Below are 20464 nucleotides of genomic sequence, written 5' to 3'. Positions count from 1 at the left end.
TGGGTTCGCGGTGGACTTCTGTACGAAGCATCACCACGGTCACAAGTCAGTGACCCGAGTGGAACCAGAGGCCGTCGGCAGGGTACTGATGTGTGCATGAGTAACGACGGGGGAGCCTCCTACGGCCCGTACGAACCCACTAGTTTCGGACTGCAGCCGCCGCAGTCCGGCGTCCCCGGACAAGGGGGGCAAGGGGGACAGGGTGGGCAGTACGTCGGGCCGCACGGTCCCGCCGCGCCGACGCCGCCCCCGTCGCCGTACGCCCAGCCCACCCAGGTGGTGCCCAACCAGCCCTCCGAGCCCGACCCGGGCGCAGGCCGGCTGATCGCGGGCCGCTACCGCCTGCTTTCCAAGCTCGGCCACGGCGGGATGGGCACGGTCTGGCGCGCGAAGGACGAGACCGTGGACCGCGATGTGGCGGTCAAGGAACCCCGCATCCCCGACCACCTGCCGGAGCGTGAGCGCTCCAACGCCTTCGAGCGGATGCGCCGCGAGGCGCGCGCCGCGGCCCGCCTCGACCACCCGGCCGTGGTCAACGTCCATGACGTGGCCGTGGAGGACGGCCAGCCGTGGATCGTCATGGAGCTGGTCCAGGGCCGCTCGCTCGGCGCCGCGCTCCAGGAGGGCACCCTGGGCGCCCGCGAGGCTGCCCGCGTCGGCCTGGAGGTGCTCAACGCGCTTGACGCCGCCCATCAGGCGGGCATCCTGCACCGCGACGTGAAGCCGGACAACGTGATGCTCGGCTCGCACGGCCGTGTCGTCCTCACCGACTTCGGCATCGCGCAGATCGAGGGCGAGACGAACCTGACGGACACCGGCGGCTTCGTCGGCTCTCCCGAATTCATCGCCCCGGAGCGGGTGTTGGGCCAGCGCCCCGGCCCGGCATCGGACCTCTGGTCGCTCGGCGTGGTCCTCTACGCGGCGACGGAGGGCGTCTCGCCCTTCCGCCGCACCAACACCCCCGCGACCCTCCAGTCCGTCCTGAACGCGACACCGGCGGCTCCCGCCTCGGTCACCGGCCCCCTGGCCGACGCGATCAACCGCCTCCTGACCAAGGAGCCGGCCCAGCGCCCGAACGCCGGGCAGATCCGCACGCTCCTGGAGGAGTCGGTGCGGCCGCCGCAGTTGGCGCCGACGCGGGTGGTGCAGGTCGGTGGTGGTTCCGGTGCGGGCAAGGGCGGCGTCACGATCGGGCGCAAGGGCCTGATCGGCATCGGTGCGGCGGTCGTCGCGGCGGCGGTCGCGGCGTATCTGGTGATCGCGAACCCGTTCGCGGGGTCGCTGCCGGACGAGTGGGAGACGCACGAGGCGAAGAACCTGGGGGCGACGTTCGCGGCGCCCAAGGGGTACTTCAAGTCCGTGCCGGAGCCCGACGCGACGGACGACAAGAACTGGGTCAGCTACACGGACTTCAGTGGCGACATCACGATCACGCTGTGGCTCGACAAGAAGTCCGAGGACGACCTCGACGAGATCGCGAGCACCTCGATGGCCGAGGCGTACGACGACATCAAGTCGACCGAGCAGGGCAGCAGCATCCTCGGTGATCTGAGCCCCGACCAGATGGGCAAGGGCAAGAAGACCACGCAGGGGAAGTACGAGGGACGGCAGTCCGCCGAGAACCTCATCCCGTACGTGACCGAGGACGGCGAGTCGAAGTGGCCCCGCGAGGCCAAGATCTTCTACTTCAAGACCAAGTCCGGCGACATGTACAAGCTCTGGATCGACTACCCCGGCAAGGGTGACTTCACCGAGCGGGGCCGCGAGGTCGCCAAGACGGCCATCGCGAACCTGAAGATCGCGAAGCCCTGACCCGGCATGGCCGATGACGGGGGACGTCTGATCGGCGGCCGCTACCGCCTCGCGGAACGCATCGGTTCCGGCGGCATGGGCACCGTATGGCGTGCCGTCGACGAGCTGGTCGGGCGGGACGTCGCGGTCAAGCAGCCCCGGCTGCCCGGGGATCCGCACGACGCGGCGCAGCGGCGCATGTACGCCAGGCTGCAGCGCGAGGCGCGGGCCGCCGCGCAGGTGGAGCATCCGGCGGCGGTGGCGATCCACGACGTGGTCGTGGAGGACGAACTGCCGTGGATCGTCATGGAGTTGATCCGTGGCGAATCGCTGCACGAACTGCTCAAGCGGGGCGCGCTGCCGCCCGCGGAGTCCGCGCGGATCGGCCTCGCGGTCGTCGGCGCGCTGGCCGCCGCGCACGCCAGGGGCATCGTGCACCGTGACGTGAAGCCCGCGAACGTACTCATCGGGCCGCACGGCCGTGTCGTACTCACCGACTTCGGGATCGCGCACATCCAGGGCGAGGAGTCGCTCACGGTCAGCGGCGAGTTCGTCGGCTCGCTCGAATTCATCGCGCCCGAGCGGATGTCCGGCAGCACGGCAGGCCCCGAGTCCGACCTGTGGTCCCTTGGCGTGCTGCTCTACGCGGCCGTGGAGGGCTGGTCCCCTTTCCGGCGTACGACGCTGGAGTCCACCCTGGCCGCCGTGCTCTCCGCGGAGGTGCCGCCGCCGGTCAGGGCGGGTGAACTGGGCCCGTTGATCGAGCGGTTGCTGTGCAGGGATCCCGCGCTGCGACCGGGCGCCTCCGAGGTCGCGCTCGCCCTGGAAGCGGTGGCGGAGGGGCGGGCGCTGCCGGAGCCGTTCGACGGCGAGGTGGCTCAGGACCCTTCGGGGCTGCGGGAGTTGTCGGACGACGTGGGGACGGTGCGGCTCACGCCCGCGCCGCGGCCCGCTCCACGCCCGGCGTCGGATGCGGGGGAGACGGCATCCGCCGAGCCCGACGCCGAGCCGAAGCCCCGTCGCGCCACAGGCCGCCTCGTCGCCGCCGCGCTCCTGGGTGCCGTACTGGTGGGAGGCGGCGTCTGGCTGGGCACCTCGCTGGGCGACGGCGGTGACACCAAGGCGGAGGCGGACACCGGCAAGAAGGAAACCGGGGAGACGGACGGCGGCAAGACGGACGGCGGTAAGACGGACGGCGGCAAAGGCAAAGGCGACGCCAAGGAGTCCCCGTCCCCCGACGGCGACTGGACCACCCACAATGAGCCCAAGGTCGACGCCGAAATCTCCGTCCCCACCACGTACACCGAGATCATCCGCGACCCGGCCAACCCCATCGTCGAGTACTCCGAGCCCGACGGCCTCGTCTCGCTCCGCGTCACCAAGCCCGCGACCACGCGCCCCAGCCCAGCCCTCGCCTGGGCGAACTCCGAGGCCAAGGAGATCGAGGGCGTCGGCTACGAGCAGGTGAACACCTCGACCACCCGGACCAGTTTCCACGGCCAGGACGCGGCCCTGCTCGACGCCACGTACACGGAAGAAGCGGAGGACGACCTCGCCGAGCCGATGGTCACCCGCGAGCTGCACCTCCTGATCGTCACGGACGCCGGCGAGCACTACGACCTGATGGTGCGGATGCCGAAGGGCGTCAAGACGTACGAGAAGGAAGGCACCAACCTCTTCAAGGCGGCGCGCGACCGGCTCGACGTGGGGGACTAAGCTCCTGATCAGGCCCTTTACCGCCAGCGATCGCTGGCATGGTGTGTGCGCCCCGTGAAAGCTGATTACCGACGGGTACCCAAAACGTTGACCTGCGCCTACGCTCAGCCCCATGACGGACTCGCAGGCCACCGCAGCGCCCCTCGGAACGAACCCGACCGCAGCCGCTCCCGAAGGCGCGCGCACCGCCGCCGACGTGGTGACGCCCGAGCTGATCGCGCAGCTCACCCGGGACGTCGTCGGTTCGGGGCGGACCGCCAGCCACACGCCGTTCACCGGCGAGAAGCTGGCGGACCTGCCCGAGTCCACCCCCGAGGACGTGGCCACCGCCTTCGAGCGCGCGCGGGTCGCCCAGGTCGCCTGGGAGCGCACCCCGGTCCGCCGCCGCGCCGCGGTCCTGCTCCGCTTCCACGACCTGGTGCTTCAGCGCCAGGCCGAGGTCCTCGACCTGATCCAGCTGGAGACCGGCAAGGCCCGCCTTCACGCGCACGAGGAGCTGCAGGCCGTCGCCGTCGCCGCCCGGCACTACGGCCGCAAGGCCCCCGCGTATCTGAACCCCAAGCGGCACACCGGTGTCGTACCGACCCTCACGAAGGTCACCGAGAACCGTCAGCCGCGCGGTGTGGTCGGCCAGATCGCGCCCTGGAACTATCCCTTCGAGCTGTCCATCGGCGACGCGCTCCCGGCACTCGTCGCGGGCAACGCCCTGGTGATGAAGCCCGACACGGAGACCTGCCTGACCGCCCTGTGGGCCCGTGACCTGATCATCGAGGCCGGTCTGCCCGCCGAGGTCTTCCAGGTCGTCCTGGGTGAGGGACCGGTCGTCGGTCCCGAGATCGTCAAGCACGCCGACTACGTCTCCTTCACCGGCTCCACGCGCACCGGCCGAGAGGTCGCGCAGGGCGCGGCGGGCCGCCTCGTCGGCGTATCCCTCGAACTCGGCGGCAAGAACGCCATGTTGGTCCTTCACGACGCCGACATCGACAAGGCCGCCGCGGGCGCCGTGCGCGCCTGCTTCTCCTCCGCCGGTCAGCTGTGCATCTCCATCGAGCGTCTGTACGTCCACGAGTCGATCGCGGACGAGTTCGTGGAGCGCTTCGCCGCGCGGACGAAGGCGATGCGGCTCGGCAAGTCCCTCGCGTACGGCGCCGAGATGGGCTCGCTGGTCGGCGAGCGCCAGCTGGAGACCACCAAGCGGCATGTCGAGGAGGCCGTCGCCAAGGGCGCCACGCTCGTCGCGGGCGGCGTCGCCCGGCCCGACATCGGCCCCTTCTTCTTCGAGCCGACGATCCTGGACGGCGTCGAGTCCCCGATGGCGGTCTGCGCCGAGGAGACCTTCGGCCCGGTCGTCTCCATCTACCGCTTCACCGATGAGAACGAGGCGGTCGAGCTCGCCAACTCCACGTCGTACGGCCTGAATTCCTCGGTCTGGACGAAGGACGGCAGCCGCGGCCGCAAGATCGCCGCCCGCCTGCGCACCGGCACGGTGAACGTGAACGAGGGCTTCGCGCCCGCCTACGGCAGCGTGCAGTCCCCGATGGGCGGCATGAAGGACTCCGGTCTCGGCCGCCGCCACGGCTCCGAGGGCATCCTCAAGTACACCGAGGCGCAGACCGTCGCGCACCAGCGGCTGATCCCGCTCGAGCCGTCCTTCGGCATGGACGACGAGAAGTACGCGGCGTTCATGAGCCTGAGTCTGAAGGTCATGAAGTCGCTGCGGCTTCGCTAGTGCGTTAGTTCTCAACGAGGAGAGTCAATGTCACAGGAGAGCTCTGTCCAGAAACAGTCGGACAGCGATGCGGGCGGGGGCAGCGGAGCCGACGACGCGTCGTACGACTACGACGTCATCGTCGTAGGCTCCGGCTTCGGCGGCTCCGTCTCCGCCCTGCGGCTGACAGAGAAGGGCTACCGCGTCGGCGTGCTCGAAGCGGGGCGCCGCTTCACCCGTGAGTCGCTCCCGAAGAACTCCTGGGACCTCAAGAACTACCTGTGGGCACCGGCGCTCGGCCTCTACGGCATCCAGCGCATCCATCTGCTCGGCAACGTGATGGTGCTCGCGGGGGCGGGCGTCGGCGGAGGTTCGCTCAACTACGCGAACACGCTCTACGTACCCCCCGAGCCGTTCTTCAACGACCCGCAGTGGAAGGACATCACGGACTGGCAGGACGAGCTAAGCCCCTACTACGAGCAGGCCAAGCGCATGCTCGGGGTGCGGCTGAACCCGACCACGACACCGTCCGACATCCATCTGAAGGCGGCCGCCCAGGCCATGGGAGTGGGCGACAGCTTCCACATGGCGCCGGTCGGCGTCTTCTTCGGAGACGAGCAGGACGCCTCAGGATCTTCAACGGCCAAGCCGGGGCAAGAAGTTCCCGACCCGTACTTCGGCGGCGCGGGCCCCTCGCGCAAGGCCTGCACCGAGTGCGGCGAGTGCATGACCGGCTGCCGCCACGGCGCGAAGAACACCCTCAACGAGAACTACCTCTACCTGGCGGAGAAGGCCGGCGCCGTCATCCACCCGATGACGTCCGTCGTCACCGTCACCGAGGACTCGCGGGGCGGGTTCGCCGTCGCCACCCTGCCCACCGACGCCAAACGCAAGGGCAAGGGCCGTACGTTCACGGCCCGCAAGGTCGTCGTCGCCGCGGGCACGTACGGCACGCAGACGCTCCTTCACCGCATGCGGGACAACGGCCTGCTGCCGCACATCTCCCCGCGGCTCGGCGCGCTGACCCGCACCAACTCCGAGGCCCTGGTGGGCGCCCAGACCACCGACCGCCGCTACCGCAAGGCGCACGGCGGCGCGAAGCCGGACTTCACCAAGGGCGTCGCGATCACCTCGTCGATCCACCCGAACGACTCCACGCACATCGAGCCGGTCCGCTACGGCAAGAAGTCCAACGCGATGGGCGGCATGACGATCCTCCAGGTCCCCTACAGCGCGAAGGCGCGCGTGGCGGGATGGCTCGGCAATGTCGCCAAGCACCCCTGGCTCACGGTCCGTTCGCTCTCCAACCGGCGCTGGTCGGAGCGGACCATCATCGGCCTTGTCATGCAGTCCCTGGACAACTCCTTGATCACGTACCGCAAGGAGAAGGGCATCGGCAAGGGCCTGCTGACCGCCCGCCAGGGCCACGGCGCACCCAACCCGACCCAGATCCGCGAGGCCACCGAGGCCGCGACGCTGCTCGCCGAGGAGATCAACGGCTTCGCGGGGTCGAACGTAGGCGAGCTGATGGGCACCCCGCTGACCGCGCACTTCCTGGGCGGCTGCCCGATCGGCGACTCCGCGGATACGGGCGTCATCGACCCCTACCACCGGCTCTACGGCCACCCGGGCATCTCGGTCGTCGACGGCGCGGCAGTCTCCGCGAACCTCGGCGTGAATCCGTCCCTGACGATCACGGCGCAGGCCGAGCGCGCGATGTCCTTCTGGCCCAACAAGGGCGGCGAGGACACCCGTCCCGCGCAGGGTTCCGCGTACGTACGACTCGCCGCCGTCGAGCCGAAGACCCCGACGGTGCCCGCGGACGCGTTCGCCGCGCTGAAGCTGCCCTTCTTGGGGATGCCGGCGGTACCGGCCAAGAAGTAGCGCCCGCGCCCTACTGAACGTACGTAACTGAACGTACGTACGCGAAAGGACCTGCGCCCCCCTCCGAGCGCAGGTCCTTTCGCGTGCTTCAGGTGCCGCTGTGCGGCGTTCTGCTGACCGGCGTACCGCTGTTACGCGGTGGCGTCGGCCTTCTTGCGGCGGACGATGAAGACCGCGCCCGCACCGGCGACGACGGCGACACCGCCGACGAGACCGATGGTCGGCAGCATCGAGCTCGAGCCGGTCTCGGCGAGGTTGCCGGTGGCCGGGATCTCGTTGGTGCCGCCCTGCGGCGCCTTGCCGCCCTGCGGCTTCTTGCCGTCCTGGCCCGGCTTCTCCTCGGCCTCACCCGGGTTCTCGTTGCTGCTGCCGGCCTTCAGGACCGTGAACTCGTAGAACGCGAAGGCGTTGTGCACGCAGTTCGCCTCGGAGTCCAGGTAGCCGCCGAGGCCGAGCGCGTAACCGTCGCCGGCCGGGGCCTTGGCGCTGATGTCGACGCGCAGCTTGATGTCGACCTTCTCCTTGGCGCCCAGCTCCGTGGCGCCGAAGTAGAGACCGCCCGTGACCTCGTCCGCGATGGACTCCCAGGACTTGGAGTCCGGGTTGAAGTACTGGATCTGCGCGTAGTTGGCCAGCCAGTCCTGCTCGTCCTCGCTGTCCGACCAGTTGTCCACGGCGGCCAGCCACTGGACCTCGCCGAGGTCCTCGTCGCTCGGGTTCGACGCGGTCAGCGTGAACTGGTGCCAGCCACTGCCGGCGACGATCTTGCCGGGCAGACCCGAAAGACCGAGCTCCAGCTTGGAGTCGACGTCGACGCCCTCGTCGTCGACCGGGCAGTCCGTCGGGGCCTCGGTGGGCTCCTCGGTCGGCTCGGCGGTCTCGGAGGGCTTCCCGGTGGGCGTGGCCGACTCGGTGGGCTTGCCCGTCTCCGTCGGGGAGGCCGTCTCGGTGGGCTTGGCCGTCTCGGACGGGGTCGCCGTCTCGGACGGGGTCGCCGTCTCGGAGGGCTCGGCCGTCTCGGTGGCCGTCGCGCTCGGGGACGAAGTGGTGGTGTCCTCGGTCGCGAAGGCGGCGGGGGCCGACAGCAACGCGATCGGGGCTATGGCAGCGGTCGCGGCCGCGGCGGCCATGACACGGCGAAGCTTCATGAAGACCTCAGAAAGTCCGGCGTACTGCCTGGTGAGCAGTACGGAGGTGGAGGCCTCCGCGGTGGGGACGCGGGTGTGGCCGTTGTTACGCATGCATGACCTGCGTCCCCAGTGAATGGTTGTCCTGGAACTCACAGAATTCTTATGTGGCTTGAATCACATGGCTTGTGCGGGCGTCGCGGGGTGCCGTAGAAATTCCTCCGCCCGACGGCGAACGGCCGCCGGGCGAGGGGCGGTAGGAGGGGGCTGCGTGACAGTGCCGGACGAGATGCCGGAGCACATACCCGACGAGGTGTGGGAACGGTTCGAGCGCGACAGCCTGCGCGACATCCGTACGTCCGCACCGAAGGAGCCGTCCGCGCGGGCGCGCATGGTGGCCGAACGGCTGCGCCGCCTCGACGAGGAGGCGGCGCGCCAACAGGCGGCGGACTCCCGGGTGTTGGGCCGCCGGCGCAGGAAGCGCAAGGCGGCGCGGGGGGAGGGTGCCGCCGGGGCGTGGCGGCCCGACGAGTGGCGCTCCGCACCCACCGGGCCGCGCCGCAGCGCCCGTTCGGAGCGCAGCCGCCGGGTGTGGAGCGTGGTGATCGTGGTGGGCGGCATGGCGCTGGCCATCGTCTTCCTGAGCCCCTTCCGCTTCTGGACGTGGGGATAGCCCGTACGGGGTCGCCCCGTCCGAAGCGGAACCAGGCGCGATGATCTTCCGTCGTACGAGGGGTGCGGGTGACTCCGCATGGTGCGATACGAAATTGGGGGATCGGGAACGTGAAGTCAGCTGTGTCACGCGGCGTGGTGGCCGTTTCGGTGGTGGCGGCACTCGGCCTGACGGCGGCGTGCAGCGGGAGCAGTGACTCCAAGGGCGACGGCGGCTCCGGCGGTTCCGGTGGCAAGAAGCCGTCGAACTCCGCGGACGCCGGCGGTGGCTCGGCCGCCGAGAAGCTGGAGAAGTCGGCGCTCGCCGCGGGCGACGTCAAGAAGTACAAGGTCGAGAAGGAGTCCCCTGGCGGCTCTGACGCCTCCACACCGCCCGCCGCGGCCGTGCGCCCCGGCGAGTGCCGCTCGCTGTCGGACATGCTCGGGGCCACCGCGCCCGAGGGCACGAAGGCGAATGTCGTACGGACGCTGAGCAGCACCGACGTCGAGGACGCCACGACGACCGGCGTCGAACTGCTCGCGTACGACCGGGCCACCGCTGAGCAGACGATGGATGCGCTGCGGACGGCGTCGAAGTCGAAGAAGTGCGCCACCTTCGGGACCGGAGGTCACCGGTACTTCGGCGTGCGGCCGCAGCCCGCTTCGGTCGGCGGCGACGAGTCCGTCTCGTTCAAGCTCGCGAGGCGCGCGGGTGAGTTCCTGGCCCGGGACAAGGTCACCGTCGTACGCAGCGGCTCGACGCTGATGTCCTTCCACGCGTCGAACGTCTTCGACCCGAAGGCCGTGAAGTCCGCCAGGGACGGCGATCCCGAGGTCGCCGAAGCCATCGTCGACGCGCAGTTGGCGAAGGCAGAGAAGGCAGAGAAGGCGGAGAAGTAGCGGCTGATGCAGCCGCCGGAGCGGCGGCAGGTGCAGAGCGAAGGGCCCCGCGGGACGGATCCGCGGGGCCCTTGGCTGTCAGCACCGACGTCAGGGCAGCGTCGGTGCCGAGGAGCGGCGCCGGGGGGAGTGCGCCGCGAGTGTGGGAGCGCCGGTGGTCGACCCGGCGCACGAGGGGCGCTCAAGTGGTATCGACCAATGGCAATGGAATTGTGGAGTGCCGGATCCGCGGCTCATCCCTCTACGCATCGTGCTGGATCTGCCGTTCCCTGCGCAACCGTTTCGACCAGATCTAGACGAACAGGGACAGCTCGTGGTTCGTGGCGGGACTGCTGGGTCATCAGGGGACTGCGGGACGGCTTGGGGGACGGAGGCCGGTCGGCTTCGGGCGTCCCCGAAGCCGACCGTTCTCTTGGGTGACCGGGCTGCTGTCCCCTGCCGTCCGGTCACGTCTCTGGAGCGAGGTCCCACGGCGTACACGATGTGTGCGCCTCATCGCTCCAGCGGAGCCACGCGTGGTTTTCCCGTGCCCGCCCCTGGCTGGCACGGACATCGGGACCAACGAAGCCCCTCCGGAACCGGTCACGCGCCGTACGGGTGAGAGCGGACCCGAACTCAGGTCCGGGGGCACGGTCCGGGGGCCCCGGGCGGCCGGCGGCGGGACGGTCCGTGCCGGTTCAGACGCGGCCTCGGCACAGCTCGAGGAGCGTCATCGCGAGCGACGTGCCGGGCTTGCCGAGCGCGTCCCTGTAGTGGCCGAGGACCTCCATCTCGCGGGAGAGATTCACGCGGCGGCCGCCCGAGGCGATCCGGGCCTCCTGGATGACGGCCGACACGGCCATCCGTTCCTGGACGAGGCCGATGATGCGGTCGTCGAGCGCGTCGATCCGCTCGCGGGCGTTCTCGATCACATCGGCGGCCTCGGGGGTGCGGGCGCCGGTCTTGTCGGTCGTGGTGGAGGTGGTGGCGGTGCTCATCTGGGGCTCCTCGTCGGATGGGGAGGCGGCCCCGGAGCGACAAGGTCCGGAAATGACAGAACGCCCCGGGCCTTGTCGGCCCGGGGCGCCTGGGAAGTCGCTTGTCAGTGGATCAAGCAGCTCGACCATGGCAGCCGGCGGGCCGGTTGCCATAGGTAAAGAGGAAGCTGAGGTGCTTGGTCACGAGGCCAGTATGCCCCCAGGCGCGCGTGCCCGGTCAACACGGGTTCCGCCGCGGCTCGGATGCTGAGACGCCCCCCGGCGCCGGGCCCGTGCGGACCGCCTCCCGTCGGATGCGACGAAGGGAGTACTCACGCGCCCGTTAGAATCGACAAAACAGACCCCTTGCCACACGCACTGAGCCCCAGCTCACGCTCAACGCCGGAAGGCCGCCGCCGTGCCATCAGCGTCCCCCGCTGCCGCCGCTCCCGACACCGTTCTGGTCGTCGACTTCGGAGCGCAGTACGCCCAGCTCATCGCCCGACGTGTCCGTGAGGCCCGGGTCTACAGCGAGATCGTGCCGAGCACGATGCCGGTCTCCGAGATGCTCGCGAAGAACCCCGCCGCGATCATCCTCTCCGGCGGCCCCTCGTCGGTGTACGCGGACGAGGCACCGCGCCTGGACCGTGCGATCTTCGAGGCCGGCGTCCCCGTCTTCGGCATGTGCTACGGCTTCCAGCTGATGGCGACCACCCTCGGCGGCACCGTCGACAACACGGGCGCCCGCGAGTACGGCCGTACTCCGCTGGCCGTCTCCAAGCCCGGCTCGACGCTCTTCGAGGGCACCCCGGCCGAGCAGTCCGTGTGGATGTCGCACGGCGACGCGTGCAGCGCGGCGCCCGAGGGCTTCTCCGTCACCGCGTCCACGGACGTCGTGCCGGTCGCGGCCTTCGAGAACGACGAGAAGAAGCTGTACGGCGTGCAGTACCACCCAGAGGTCATGCACTCCACGCACGGCCAGCAGGTGCTCGAGCACTTCCTCTACCGTGGCGCGGGCCTGAAGCCCGACTGGACCACCGGCAACATCGTCGAGGAGCAGATCGCCTCGATCCGCGAGCAGGTCGGCACCAAGCGTGCGATCTGCGGCCTCTCCGGCGGCGTCGACTCCGCCGTGGCCGCCGCTCTGGTGCAGAAGGCCATCGGCTCGCAGCTGACCTGCGTGTATGTCGACCACGGTCTGATGCGCAAGGGCGAGACCGAGCAGGTCGAGAAGGACTTCGTCGCGGCCACGGGCGTGCAGCTCAAGGTCGTCGACGCGCAGGAGCGGTTCCTGAACGCGCTCGCCGGAGTCTCCGACCCGGAGCAGAAGCGGAAGATCATCGGCCGCGAGTTCATCCGCGTCTTCGAGCAGGCCCAGGCGGAGATCGTCGCCGAGGCGCCGGGTGACCAGCCCGTCGAGTTCCTCGTCCAGGGCACGCTCTACCCGGACGTCGTCGAGTCCGGCGGCGGCACCGGCACCGCCAACATCAAGTCCCACCACAACGTGGGCGGCCTCCCCGAGGACCTCGAGTTCCAGCTGATCGAGCCGCTGCGTCAGCTCTTCAAGGACGAGGTGCGGATGGTCGGGCAGGAGCTCGGTCTGCCGGACGAGATCGTCCAGCGCCAGCCCTTCCCGGGCCCCGGCCTCGGCATCCGCATCGTCGGCGAGGTCACGCGCGAGCGCCTCGACCTCCTCCGCGACGCCGACGCGATCGCCCGCGAGGAGCTGACCGCCGCCGGTCTCGACCGCGACATCTGGCAGTGCCCCGTCGTGCTGCTCGCGGACGTGCGCAGCGTGGGCGTGCAGGGCGACGGCCGGACGTACGGCCACCCGATCGTGCTGCGGCCCGTCTCCTCCGAGGACGCCATGACCGCCGACTGGTCGCGCCTTCCGTACGAGGTCCTCGCGAAGATCTCGACCCGCATCACGAACGAGGTCGCCGACGTCAACCGCGTCGTCCTCGACGTGACGAGCAAGCCGCCGGGCACCATCGAGTGGGAGTAGTCCCACAGGGCTTACCGTGGGGCTTTCCGCGGAGTTCTCCGCAGGGCTGAAACGGCGCCGTCCACTTCTGTGGGCGGCGCCGTTCGCGTACGTCAGGTCCGCCTGGTCGTCCGCGCGGGCGCACCCGGCTTCCACAACTGCACCGCCAGATACTTCTCGTCCTCGATGTACGTCCGGACCACCTCCGTCAGCTCCGTGCGGAAGAGGTGGAACGGCTCCGGCGGCGCGACATCCCCCACGTACCGGGCGATGACCTCGGGGTCCTCCACCTCGATCGCCCGGCCGGAGATCCGCACGTCGCCGCCCGCCATCTCCGTGCCGGATCCCGGGTTCGCCTGGAGCGAGAAGCGCGGGTCGCGGCGCAGGTCGAGCGCCTTCATCGAGTTCGGCATCATGCCCAGCCACAACTCGCCGTACAGGAAACGGACTTCGAGCCCCGTGGTGCGCGGCGATCCGTCCTTGCGGAGTGTGGCGAGGATGTGGTGCGTGAAAAGGCCGAACCGCTCCTCGGCGGTCCGTGCGAAGTCGGGTTCTGCCGCGGCGAAGGCTGCCCAGTTCGTCGTCATGCGGCGAGTGTGCCGCAGATACCCGACACCTTCTGTCTGGTTTCCCGCCCGCCTTGCGCACTCTCTTCACGGAGGCCCCTGTCTTCCTGCGCTGACCGCCGGTAACTTCCGCTCCGTACAGCGAGGGATGGAGGAACCATGCAGGCGCCCACACCGATACCCGTCGAACGGCTGCAGTTCGCGATGCCGCCCGTCCATGACTCGATGGCGGACGAACGGCGGTACCGCAAGGAGCGGCTCGCCGGGGCGCTGCGGCTCTTCGGGCGGCTCGGATACGAGGACGGGGTGTCCGGGCACATCACGGCGCGCGACCCGGAGTACGACGACTGCTTCTGGGTGAACCCCTTCGGGATGCCCTTCAAGCACATCACCGTGGGCGATCTGGTCCTCGCCAACGCGGAGGGACAGGTCGTCGAGGGCCGCCACCACGTCAACCAGGCCGCCTTCACCGTCCACGCGCAGGCGCATCTGGCGCGGCCCGACGTCGTCGCCGTCGCCCACTGCCACTCGCTGCACGGCCGCGCGCTCTCCACGCTCGGCGAACTCCTCGACCCCATCACCCAGGAGTCCTGCGCCTTCTACGAGAGCCACGCGCTGTACGACGGCTACACCGGTGTCGTCGTCGACGCGGAGGAAGGCCGGCGCATCGCGACCGCGCTCGGCGACCACAAGGCCGTCATCCTGCGCAACCACGGACTCCTCACGGTCGGCGACTCCGTGGACGCCGCCGCCTGGTGGTTCCTCACCCTGGAGCGCTCCTGCCAGGTCCAGCTCAGCGCACGGGCCGCGGGGCGACCGGTCCTGATCGGCCACAAGCAGGCCGTGGCGACGCGCGAACAACTCGGCAGCGATCTGGTGGCGTGGATCAACTACCAGCCCCTGTGGCAGGACATCAGCCGCAGCGAACCGGATCTGCTGACCTGAGCCGTCGCTCCCCTCCGTCAACCCCGGCGCACCGGCCTCACCTGCCCTGACCTGACCCGAGGGGCCTGGTCGTCTTCCCGTACGGCACAATCCCCTTTCATCGCAAGGAAGTTCACGGATCGGTGCTTCACGGATCGGTGCTCGGACGAGGGCGGGGAAGGCGGCGTACGCGGTGGCGGTGCAGGAGGCGCGGCAGGGCGCGCACGGGGGTGGCTGCGCATGCGGTGACTGCCCGCACGGTGCGCGCGAGGGGCACCGGCGGGCCGTGGCCGAGTTCCTCGCCAAGCGCGACGAGCTGGCCGCCGGGGAGGGGCTTCCCGCGGCGGTCGCGCACTCCGCGGGCGCTTCCCGGCAGTGGGTGTCGGACGAACTGACCCAGTCCGCGCGCGCCGTCGCCGAACGAGGCCGGGCCGAGGGCGAGGCCTGGCTGGGCCTGCTGTGGCGGCGCACCCTCGGTGTCGTCTGGGGAGCCGCGGGCGTGCTGCTCCTGGTCCAGGCGCTCACCGCGATCGGCACCGGCTGGACGCTCGCCCGTACGGCCGGACTCCTTGCGGCCGTGGTCGTCGGCGGCCTGCTGACCGGCGCCGGACATCTGCACCGGGCGCGCGGCGGCGTCCTCGCGCCGGTGATCGGCGAGGACAACCGCCTCTCCACCTCCCGCGCCGTGGCGGCCTGCTGGGTCCTCCTCGTCGTCTTCGCCGTGCTCGTCATCGCCGGGCAGCTGGCCGGTGCTTCCGGGCACCGGCAGCGGGACGAACTGATCGCCGGTCTCGAACTCGCCCGCGCCGCCGGAGCCGTCACCGTCCTCGCCGTCGTGTGCGGGGTCGCCGTGCTCGTCCGCCGTGTGGTGGGCCTGCGCGTCCTCGGCCAGCGGCTGCAGAAGGTGCCGGCCCACCGGCCCCGAGCCGCCGATCTGCTCACCGACGACGCGGGCCGCGGCAGCTTCGCGGACACGCAGTACGTCCTGGTCAGCGCCGTCGCCATCGTCTTCGCCGCCGTACGGCTCGCGCGCCGCCCGGAACAGCTGCCCGACCTGCCGTGGGGGCTCGCGCTGCTCGTCCTGGTGTCGGCGGCGACATACCTGGCGGGCAAGTACGCCGAGGGCGGCCGCCCCGTGATCCTCTCCGTGGTGCGGGCCCGCGAGGCCGGCGACCTCGACGCCCCCATCCGCACCGGCGACGACATCGAGATCCGCGGCGCCGGATTCGTGCCTCCGGGCGCGCAGAACGCCGACCGTCTCGCCCGTATGGTCGTCCGCATCGGAACCGTCCACGTCCATGTGCCGCTCGTCCCCGTGCCCGGCGGATTCACCAACCCGACCGACGCTGCCCTGACCGTCCCCGTCCCGGTCGATGTGGAGCCGGGCCGCGTCGACGTCCAGGTGATCACCGCAGCGGGCGTGGAGACGAACCGGTGCACGATCGACGTCACGGACTGATTCCCGCACTGAGTCACGGCCCCGGTCACGGACCGGGAAGCCCGGCACGGCAACGGAACTGTTCTCGCGAATTCGGTGTACGCCACTGAGCAGGACCCCCTGTTCCTACGTATCGTCTGATGACGGGTCAATGGGCGAGACAGTCAATGGGAGAGGCGGCGAGGGCGATGGCTCACGGCATGCGCACCGGCAGCCACACCGGCTACGTCAGAAGCAGCGGCTGGAGGGAGAGCGCTTCCCGCTACGCCCTGCTCCCGCTCCGCGTCTTCCTCGGCGTCACCTTCATCTACGCCGGCCTGGACAAGATCACCGACAGCGCGTTCATGTCCGCCAGCGGCGCCGGGTCCATCGGCGAGATGATGGAGGGCGTCCGCGACGTCTCCGCCATCCCGGCCCTCGTCGACCTCTCCCTCAAGAGCCCCGTCGGCTTCGGCTACGCCATCGCCATCGGTGAACTCGCCGTCGGCATCGGTACCCTGGTCGGCCTGTTCGCCCGCATCGCGGCGCTCGGCGGTGCGCTGATCTCGCTCAGCCTCTGGCTGACCGTGAGCTGGTCCACCGAGCCCTACTACTACGGCAACGACCTGGCGTACCTGATGGCCTGGCTGCCCCTGATCCTCGCCGGGGCGTCCGTCTTCTCGGCCGACGCGATGCTCGCGACCCGGCGCAGGCGGGCCTCGGGGCTCGTCTAGCCCCGGGGCTCACCCAGGCATTCGGCCGGACGCCCGGCCGTACGTCCCCCGGACATCCGTCAGGCATCCCTGGAGTCGTCAGCCGTCCTTGGAGTCGTCGGGCGACCGGTCCGCGGGGCGGCCGGGTATGTGGTCCGCCGGGCGGTCGGCTGATCGGTCGGTCGAGCTGTCGGCTGAGCGGTCCGTCGGGCTGTCGGTCGAGCGACGGGTCGAGCGACGGGTCGAGCGGTGGCCGGGCCGGCCGCGTATCCCGTAGGCCACGGCTGCCGCCGCGCCGCCGAGCAGCAGGCCCGCAAGCAGCAGAGGGAACGCCACGAACCACGGCGTGTCCCAGATGCCGCCCGCGTCACCCGCGTACGCGATCGCCGCAATCAGCAGGAACAGGCCCAGGACCAGCTTGCCGGGATGGAACTCATGACGTAGCACGGGTCACCTCCGCCTGTCCGATGCCCACTTCGACGTTCAGCTCAAGTGTGCCGCCGTCCCTGCTGCCCGCGGGCGGGTCCAACGTCACCGTCTTCTCCTTGCCCGGAGCGATGTCCACATCTCCGTCGCGGTCGTCCGGCAACTGGATGTCGCCGACCCCTACTTCGACGTTCAGCTTCACCGTGCTGTCCTTCGGCAGGATCACCTTCAGCTGTCCGGCCCCCACCTCGGCACTCGTCGTCACCGTCCGGTCCTTGCCGGGGCCTGCGCGGCTCAGGTCGAGGGTGCCGATGCCCGTACCCAGTTCGTACATGGGCCGGACCTGCTCCGACGTGGCCGGTTTCCAGTCCGTGCGCGCCCAGGTGGTGCTGATGTCCTTGGGCAGCGCGGCCGCGCCCGCGAGCAGCGTGGCCGTGATCACCGCGAGGATGATCGAGCCCACCCCCGTGCGCCCGGCGAAGGCGCTGACGGCGATGCCGATCGCGAAGACGGCGAGCGCGCACGCGAGGCCGGTCTGCAGGCTGGTGCCGAGCGCTTGCTCCTCCCACGTCAGGCCCGTGCCGAGGCCGCCGGCGACCAGTGCCGTCAGGAAGACCGAGCCGCCGATCCAGCGCGGGCCGCGCGGCTTGGGCCGAGGGGCGGGAGCGGCGGGCTCGCCCTGCCGTATCCGACCGTGCGGGGGATCCGGCTGGTACTCGACGGTGACGCCCTCCGGCCCCCAGAAGTAGCCCGAGATCCCGTCGTGCGTGCCGTCCTTGACGATCGGGTCCCGCCACCACGAAGGGGCCCCGGCCACTGGCGGTGCCTTCGCCTCGGGCGGTGCGTCCGCGACGGTCTGCGCCGCCACCGGGTCGGGATCGGTCAGGCCGCGCTGCTGCGACCAGTACCCCGCACCCGCGAGGAGCAGGGCGAGCACGGCGGCGAAGGTCAGCGCACCGCCGTTGTTCAGCAGGGACAGGAAGACGCCGCAGCCGACGAGCGCGAAGAGCACGGCCGTCAGTGCCTGGCCGTCGACCCGGCCGGAGAGCAGCCTGCGCGCCTCGTTCTCCTCCTCGTCGTCGAAGGGGACGAACAGCCACGCGAAGCCGTAGAAGACAAGGCCGAGCCCGCTCGTGATGGAGAGGACCGCGAGACCGATCCGGAAGATCACCGGATCCATGTCGCAGTGCCGCCCGAGCCCCGCGCACACGCCGCCCAGCTTCTTCTGCCGCCGGTCACGGCGGAAGTTCCGCACGCCTGCGGGCCCGCCCGGCTCCTGCGCCGTGGCGGACAGCGGATCGCGCTGCGCGGCCTGCGGGCCCGTCGCGGCGGGCTGCTCGTCTGTCATGTGTCCATGGTGACGGGCGGGAGGCCGCGACGGCAGTCGGGACAACCCTGGCCGAACCCTGATATCACCCCTGACGCGCCCCTGCCCCGACCCGCTTCCACCGTCCGTCCGGGTCGGAGATCAGGGGAGTCTCGGGGGTCGACCCTGATGCCCGCACCCGCGTACGCGTGTGAATATCGGAGACATGCCGGAAGCCGCAGCAGTATCCATCGAAGACGAGCGGCCGCTGCGAAAGCTCTACCGCAGCGGTGACGGCCGTTGGCTCGGCGGAGTCGCGCGCGGCCTCGCCGGGCACCTCGGGCTGCCCGTCGTCTGGGTGCGGCTGATCTTCGTCGGCCTGTTCATGGCGGACGGGCTCGGCGCGCTGTTGTATGCGGCCTTCTGGTTCTTCGTGCCGCTGGGCGTCGGCGGTGTCGATGCACAGCGAGCGCCCTCCGCGGTCACCACCGAGACGACGGCCGACGGCCGCCGCAAGCTCGTGGCCCGCAAGCCGGACAAGGGTCAGCTCGTAGCGCTGCTCGCGATGGTCATCGTCGCCATGGTCTTCGTCGGCAATGTGGACCTGGGCAGTTCCACCAAGGCCTATCTCGTCCCGACCCTGCTCGTTGCCGCCGGTGTCGCCCTCGTCTGGCGCCAGGCCGACAACGCACGCCGGGCCCGCTGGATGGCGGTCGGCCGCCGTCGGCGCACGCTGACCATCGCCCGTGCGGCCGCCGGTGTGCTGCTCGTCGGTGCCGGTGTCTCCGGCATCGTCGTGCTGCAGGGCTCGACCTCGCACCTCAGCTCCGTGCTGCAGGCGGCGCTCGCCGTGCTCGTCGGCGTCGCCCTGCTCGCCGGCCCCTATCTCGTACGCATGATGCAGGACCTCTCCGAGGAGCGCCTGATGCGGATCCGCGCGCAGGAGCGGGCGGAGGTCGCCGCCCATGTGCACGATTCGGTGCTGCACACCCTGACCCTGATCCAGCGCAACGCGGAGAACGCCTCGGAGGTGCGCAGGCTGGCCCGCGCCCAGGAGCGCGACCTGCGGCAATGGCTCTACAAACCGGAGGGCACGGGCAAGGACGAGGACGACGAGCCCGACACCCTCGCCGAGGCGGTCCGGCGCAACGCCGCGGAGGTCGAGGACAAGCACGGTGTCCCCATCGAGGTCGTCATAGTCGGCGACTGCCCGCTCGACGACAGGTTGTCCGCGCAGATGCAGGCCGCGCGGGAAGCGATGGTGAACGCCGCCAAGTACGGTGGCGAGGGCGGTGCGGTGCAGGTCTTCGCCGAAGTGGAGGGGGAGACGGTGTTCGTGTCCGTCCGGGACCGTGGCCCCGGGTTCGATCTGGATTCCGTGCCGGACGACCGCATGGGCGTACGAGAATCGATCATCGGCCGTATGCAGCGCAACGGCGGCACGGCGCGGCTGCGCGCGGTGCCGGGGGGCGGCACGGAAGTCGAGCTGGAGATGGAGAGGACGGCGACGACATGAGCGACGCGAGTGAGCCCGTGGGGCCCAGGGGCGGATCAGAGGGTGCGGCCGAGCCGTCCGCGGCTCGACCGGACACGTCGGCCGTGCCGACCGCACCAGCCGGGGCGACCGAATCGGCTCAGCCCGCCGATGCGGCCGGTGCCGCCGTCGGTGGTGGCCAGGAGGGCCGCCGTGTGCGCGTTGTGCTCGTCGACGACCACCGGATGTTCCGTACGGGTGTGCAGGCGGAGATCGGCAGGACCACGATCACGGGCGTCGAGGTCGTCGGTGAGGCCGCCGATGTCGACCAGGCGGTCACGGTCATCACGACGACGCGTCCGGAGGTCGTGCTCCTCGATGTGCACCTTCCGGGCGGGGGCGGGGTCGAAGTGCTGCGCCGTTGCGCGCCGTTGATGTCCGACGCCGAGAACCCGGTGCGGTTCCTCGCGCTCTCCGTGTCGGACGCCGCCGAGGACGTCATCGGAGTCATCCGCGGCGGCGCCCGCGGCTATGTCACCAAGACCATCACCGGCACCGATCTGGTCGACTCCGTCTTCCGTGTGCAGGACGGTGACGCGGTGTTCTCGCCGCGGCTCGCCGGGTTCGTCCTCGACGCCTTCGCGTCGACCGACGCGCCTCCGGTCGACGAGGACCTGGACCGCCTCACCCAGCGCGAGCGCGAGGTGCTGCGGCTCATCGCGCGCGGGTACGCGTACAAGGAGATCGCCAAGCAGCTCTTCATCTCCGTGAAGACGGTGGAGTCGCATGTGTCGGCGGTGCTGAGGAAACTGCAGCTGTCCAACCGGCACGAGCTGACGCGGTGGGCGACGGCGCGGCGGCTCGTCTGATGTGACCGTCCGGTAGGCGCGTACGCGATCACGCGGTTACCCTGTGCGCGAC

The 20464-nt window shown here is 70.6% G+C and carries 17 protein-coding genes; 12 read left to right on the top strand and 5 right to left on the bottom strand.

The window, feature by feature from the left end:
* The first annotated feature begins 96 nt into the window (after positions 1-96).
* The 4 genes from AB0O76_RS09720 (at position 97) to AB0O76_RS09705 (ending at position 7099) form a co-directional block, all read left to right on the top strand.
* Positions 97-1812 (top strand): serine/threonine-protein kinase, encoded by a 1716-nt coding sequence (locus AB0O76_RS09720; RefSeq protein WP_365487232.1) that lies wholly within the window; start codon positions 97-99, stop codon positions 1810-1812.
* 6 nt (positions 1813-1818) lie between these two features.
* A complete protein-coding gene (locus AB0O76_RS09715) occupies positions 1819-3507 on the top strand; it encodes a serine/threonine-protein kinase (protein WP_365487229.1) in 1689 nt (562 codons plus the stop codon).
* 112 nt (positions 3508-3619) lie between these two features.
* The gene (locus AB0O76_RS09710; RefSeq protein WP_365487226.1) at positions 3620-5236 is read left to right on the top strand and encodes a succinic semialdehyde dehydrogenase; all 1617 of its coding nucleotides are present in this window, start codon (positions 3620-3622) and stop codon (positions 5234-5236) included.
* 27 nt (positions 5237-5263) lie between these two features.
* Positions 5264-7099, top strand: a complete 1836-nt coding sequence (locus tag AB0O76_RS09705) for a GMC family oxidoreductase (protein ID WP_365487223.1) — start codon at positions 5264-5266, stop codon at positions 7097-7099.
* A 131-nt stretch (positions 7100-7230) separates the two neighbouring features.
* On the opposite strand, the gene AB0O76_RS09700 is transcribed toward AB0O76_RS09705, so the two are convergent.
* Positions 7231-8340: an LAETG motif-containing sortase-dependent surface protein gene (locus tag AB0O76_RS09700; protein WP_365487221.1), complete on the bottom strand. Its 1110-nt coding sequence runs from the start codon at positions 8338-8340 to the stop codon at positions 7231-7233.
* 157 nt (positions 8341-8497) lie between these two features.
* On the opposite strand from AB0O76_RS09700, the gene AB0O76_RS09695 reads away from it, so the two are divergent.
* Together AB0O76_RS09695 and AB0O76_RS09690 are read left to right on the top strand one after the other, a co-directional pair.
* Positions 8498-8899, top strand: a complete 402-nt coding sequence (locus AB0O76_RS09695) for a hypothetical protein (RefSeq protein WP_365487219.1) — start codon at positions 8498-8500, stop codon at positions 8897-8899.
* Positions 8900-9009: 110 nt separating this feature from the next.
* Complete coding sequence (locus AB0O76_RS09690) at positions 9010-9777, top strand: hypothetical protein (protein ID WP_365487217.1); 768 nt, start codon at positions 9010-9012, stop codon at positions 9775-9777.
* A gap of 677 nt (positions 9778-10454) precedes the next feature.
* Here AB0O76_RS09690 and AB0O76_RS09685 read toward each other — a convergent pair.
* Positions 10455-10754, bottom strand: a complete 300-nt coding sequence (locus AB0O76_RS09685) for a chorismate mutase (RefSeq protein WP_365487216.1) — start codon at positions 10752-10754, stop codon at positions 10455-10457.
* A 397-nt stretch (positions 10755-11151) separates the two neighbouring features.
* Here AB0O76_RS09685 and guaA point away from each other — a divergent pair, with 397 nt between their 5' ends.
* Positions 11152-12738 (top strand): glutamine-hydrolyzing GMP synthase, encoded by a 1587-nt coding sequence (guaA, locus tag AB0O76_RS09680; protein ID WP_365487214.1) that lies wholly within the window; start codon positions 11152-11154, stop codon positions 12736-12738.
* Positions 12739-12830: 92 nt separating this feature from the next.
* Here the strand turns inward: guaA and AB0O76_RS09675 are convergent, their stop codons facing one another.
* Positions 12831-13304, bottom strand: coding sequence for a pyridoxamine 5'-phosphate oxidase family protein (locus AB0O76_RS09675; protein WP_365487212.1), 474 nt, complete (start codon positions 13302-13304; stop codon positions 12831-12833).
* A gap of 138 nt (positions 13305-13442) precedes the next feature.
* Here AB0O76_RS09675 and AB0O76_RS09670 point away from each other — a divergent pair, with 138 nt between their 5' ends.
* The 3 genes from AB0O76_RS09670 to AB0O76_RS09660 all read left to right on the top strand — a co-directional run bounded on the left by AB0O76_RS09670 (position 13443) and on the right by AB0O76_RS09660 (position 16358).
* Complete coding sequence (locus tag AB0O76_RS09670) at positions 13443-14228, top strand: class II aldolase/adducin family protein (RefSeq protein WP_361812544.1); 786 nt, start codon at positions 13443-13445, stop codon at positions 14226-14228.
* 172 nt (positions 14229-14400) lie between these two features.
* Positions 14401-15666 (top strand): hypothetical protein, encoded by a 1266-nt coding sequence (locus tag AB0O76_RS09665; RefSeq protein ID WP_365487210.1) that lies wholly within the window; start codon positions 14401-14403, stop codon positions 15664-15666.
* Positions 15667-15833: 167 nt separating this feature from the next.
* Complete coding sequence (locus AB0O76_RS09660) at positions 15834-16358, top strand: DoxX family protein (protein ID WP_365487208.1); 525 nt, start codon at positions 15834-15836, stop codon at positions 16356-16358.
* Positions 16359-16436: 78 nt separating this feature from the next.
* On the opposite strand, the gene AB0O76_RS09655 is transcribed toward AB0O76_RS09660, so the two are convergent.
* On the bottom strand, positions 16437-16784 hold the full coding sequence (locus tag AB0O76_RS09655) for a hypothetical protein (RefSeq protein ID WP_365487206.1): 348 nt from the start codon (positions 16782-16784) through the stop codon (positions 16437-16439).
* On the bottom strand, positions 16771-18111 hold the full coding sequence (locus tag AB0O76_RS09650; RefSeq protein WP_365487204.1) for a PspC domain-containing protein: 1341 nt from the start codon (positions 18109-18111) through the stop codon (positions 16771-16773). Before AB0O76_RS09650 ends, AB0O76_RS09655 begins: the two co-directional genes overlap by 14 nt.
* 184 nt (positions 18112-18295) lie before the next feature.
* Between AB0O76_RS09650 and AB0O76_RS09645 the strand changes: the two genes are divergently transcribed.
* Together AB0O76_RS09645 and AB0O76_RS09640 are read left to right on the top strand one after the other, a co-directional pair.
* Positions 18296-19585: a PspC domain-containing protein gene (locus AB0O76_RS09645; RefSeq protein WP_365487202.1), complete on the top strand. Its 1290-nt coding sequence runs from the start codon at positions 18296-18298 to the stop codon at positions 19583-19585.
* Complete coding sequence (locus AB0O76_RS09640) at positions 19582-20412, top strand: response regulator transcription factor (protein WP_365487200.1); 831 nt, start codon at positions 19582-19584, stop codon at positions 20410-20412. The genes AB0O76_RS09645 and AB0O76_RS09640 overlap by 4 nt, the downstream gene beginning before the upstream one ends.
* Positions 20413-20464: the final 52 nt, after the last annotated feature.

The organism is Streptomyces sp. NPDC086554 (assembly GCF_040686095.1).
GTDB lineage: Bacteria > Actinomycetota > Actinomycetes > Streptomycetales > Streptomycetaceae > Streptomyces.
Note: the sequence above shows the minus strand (reverse complement) of the source record. Positions and strands in the feature narration are given on the sequence as shown.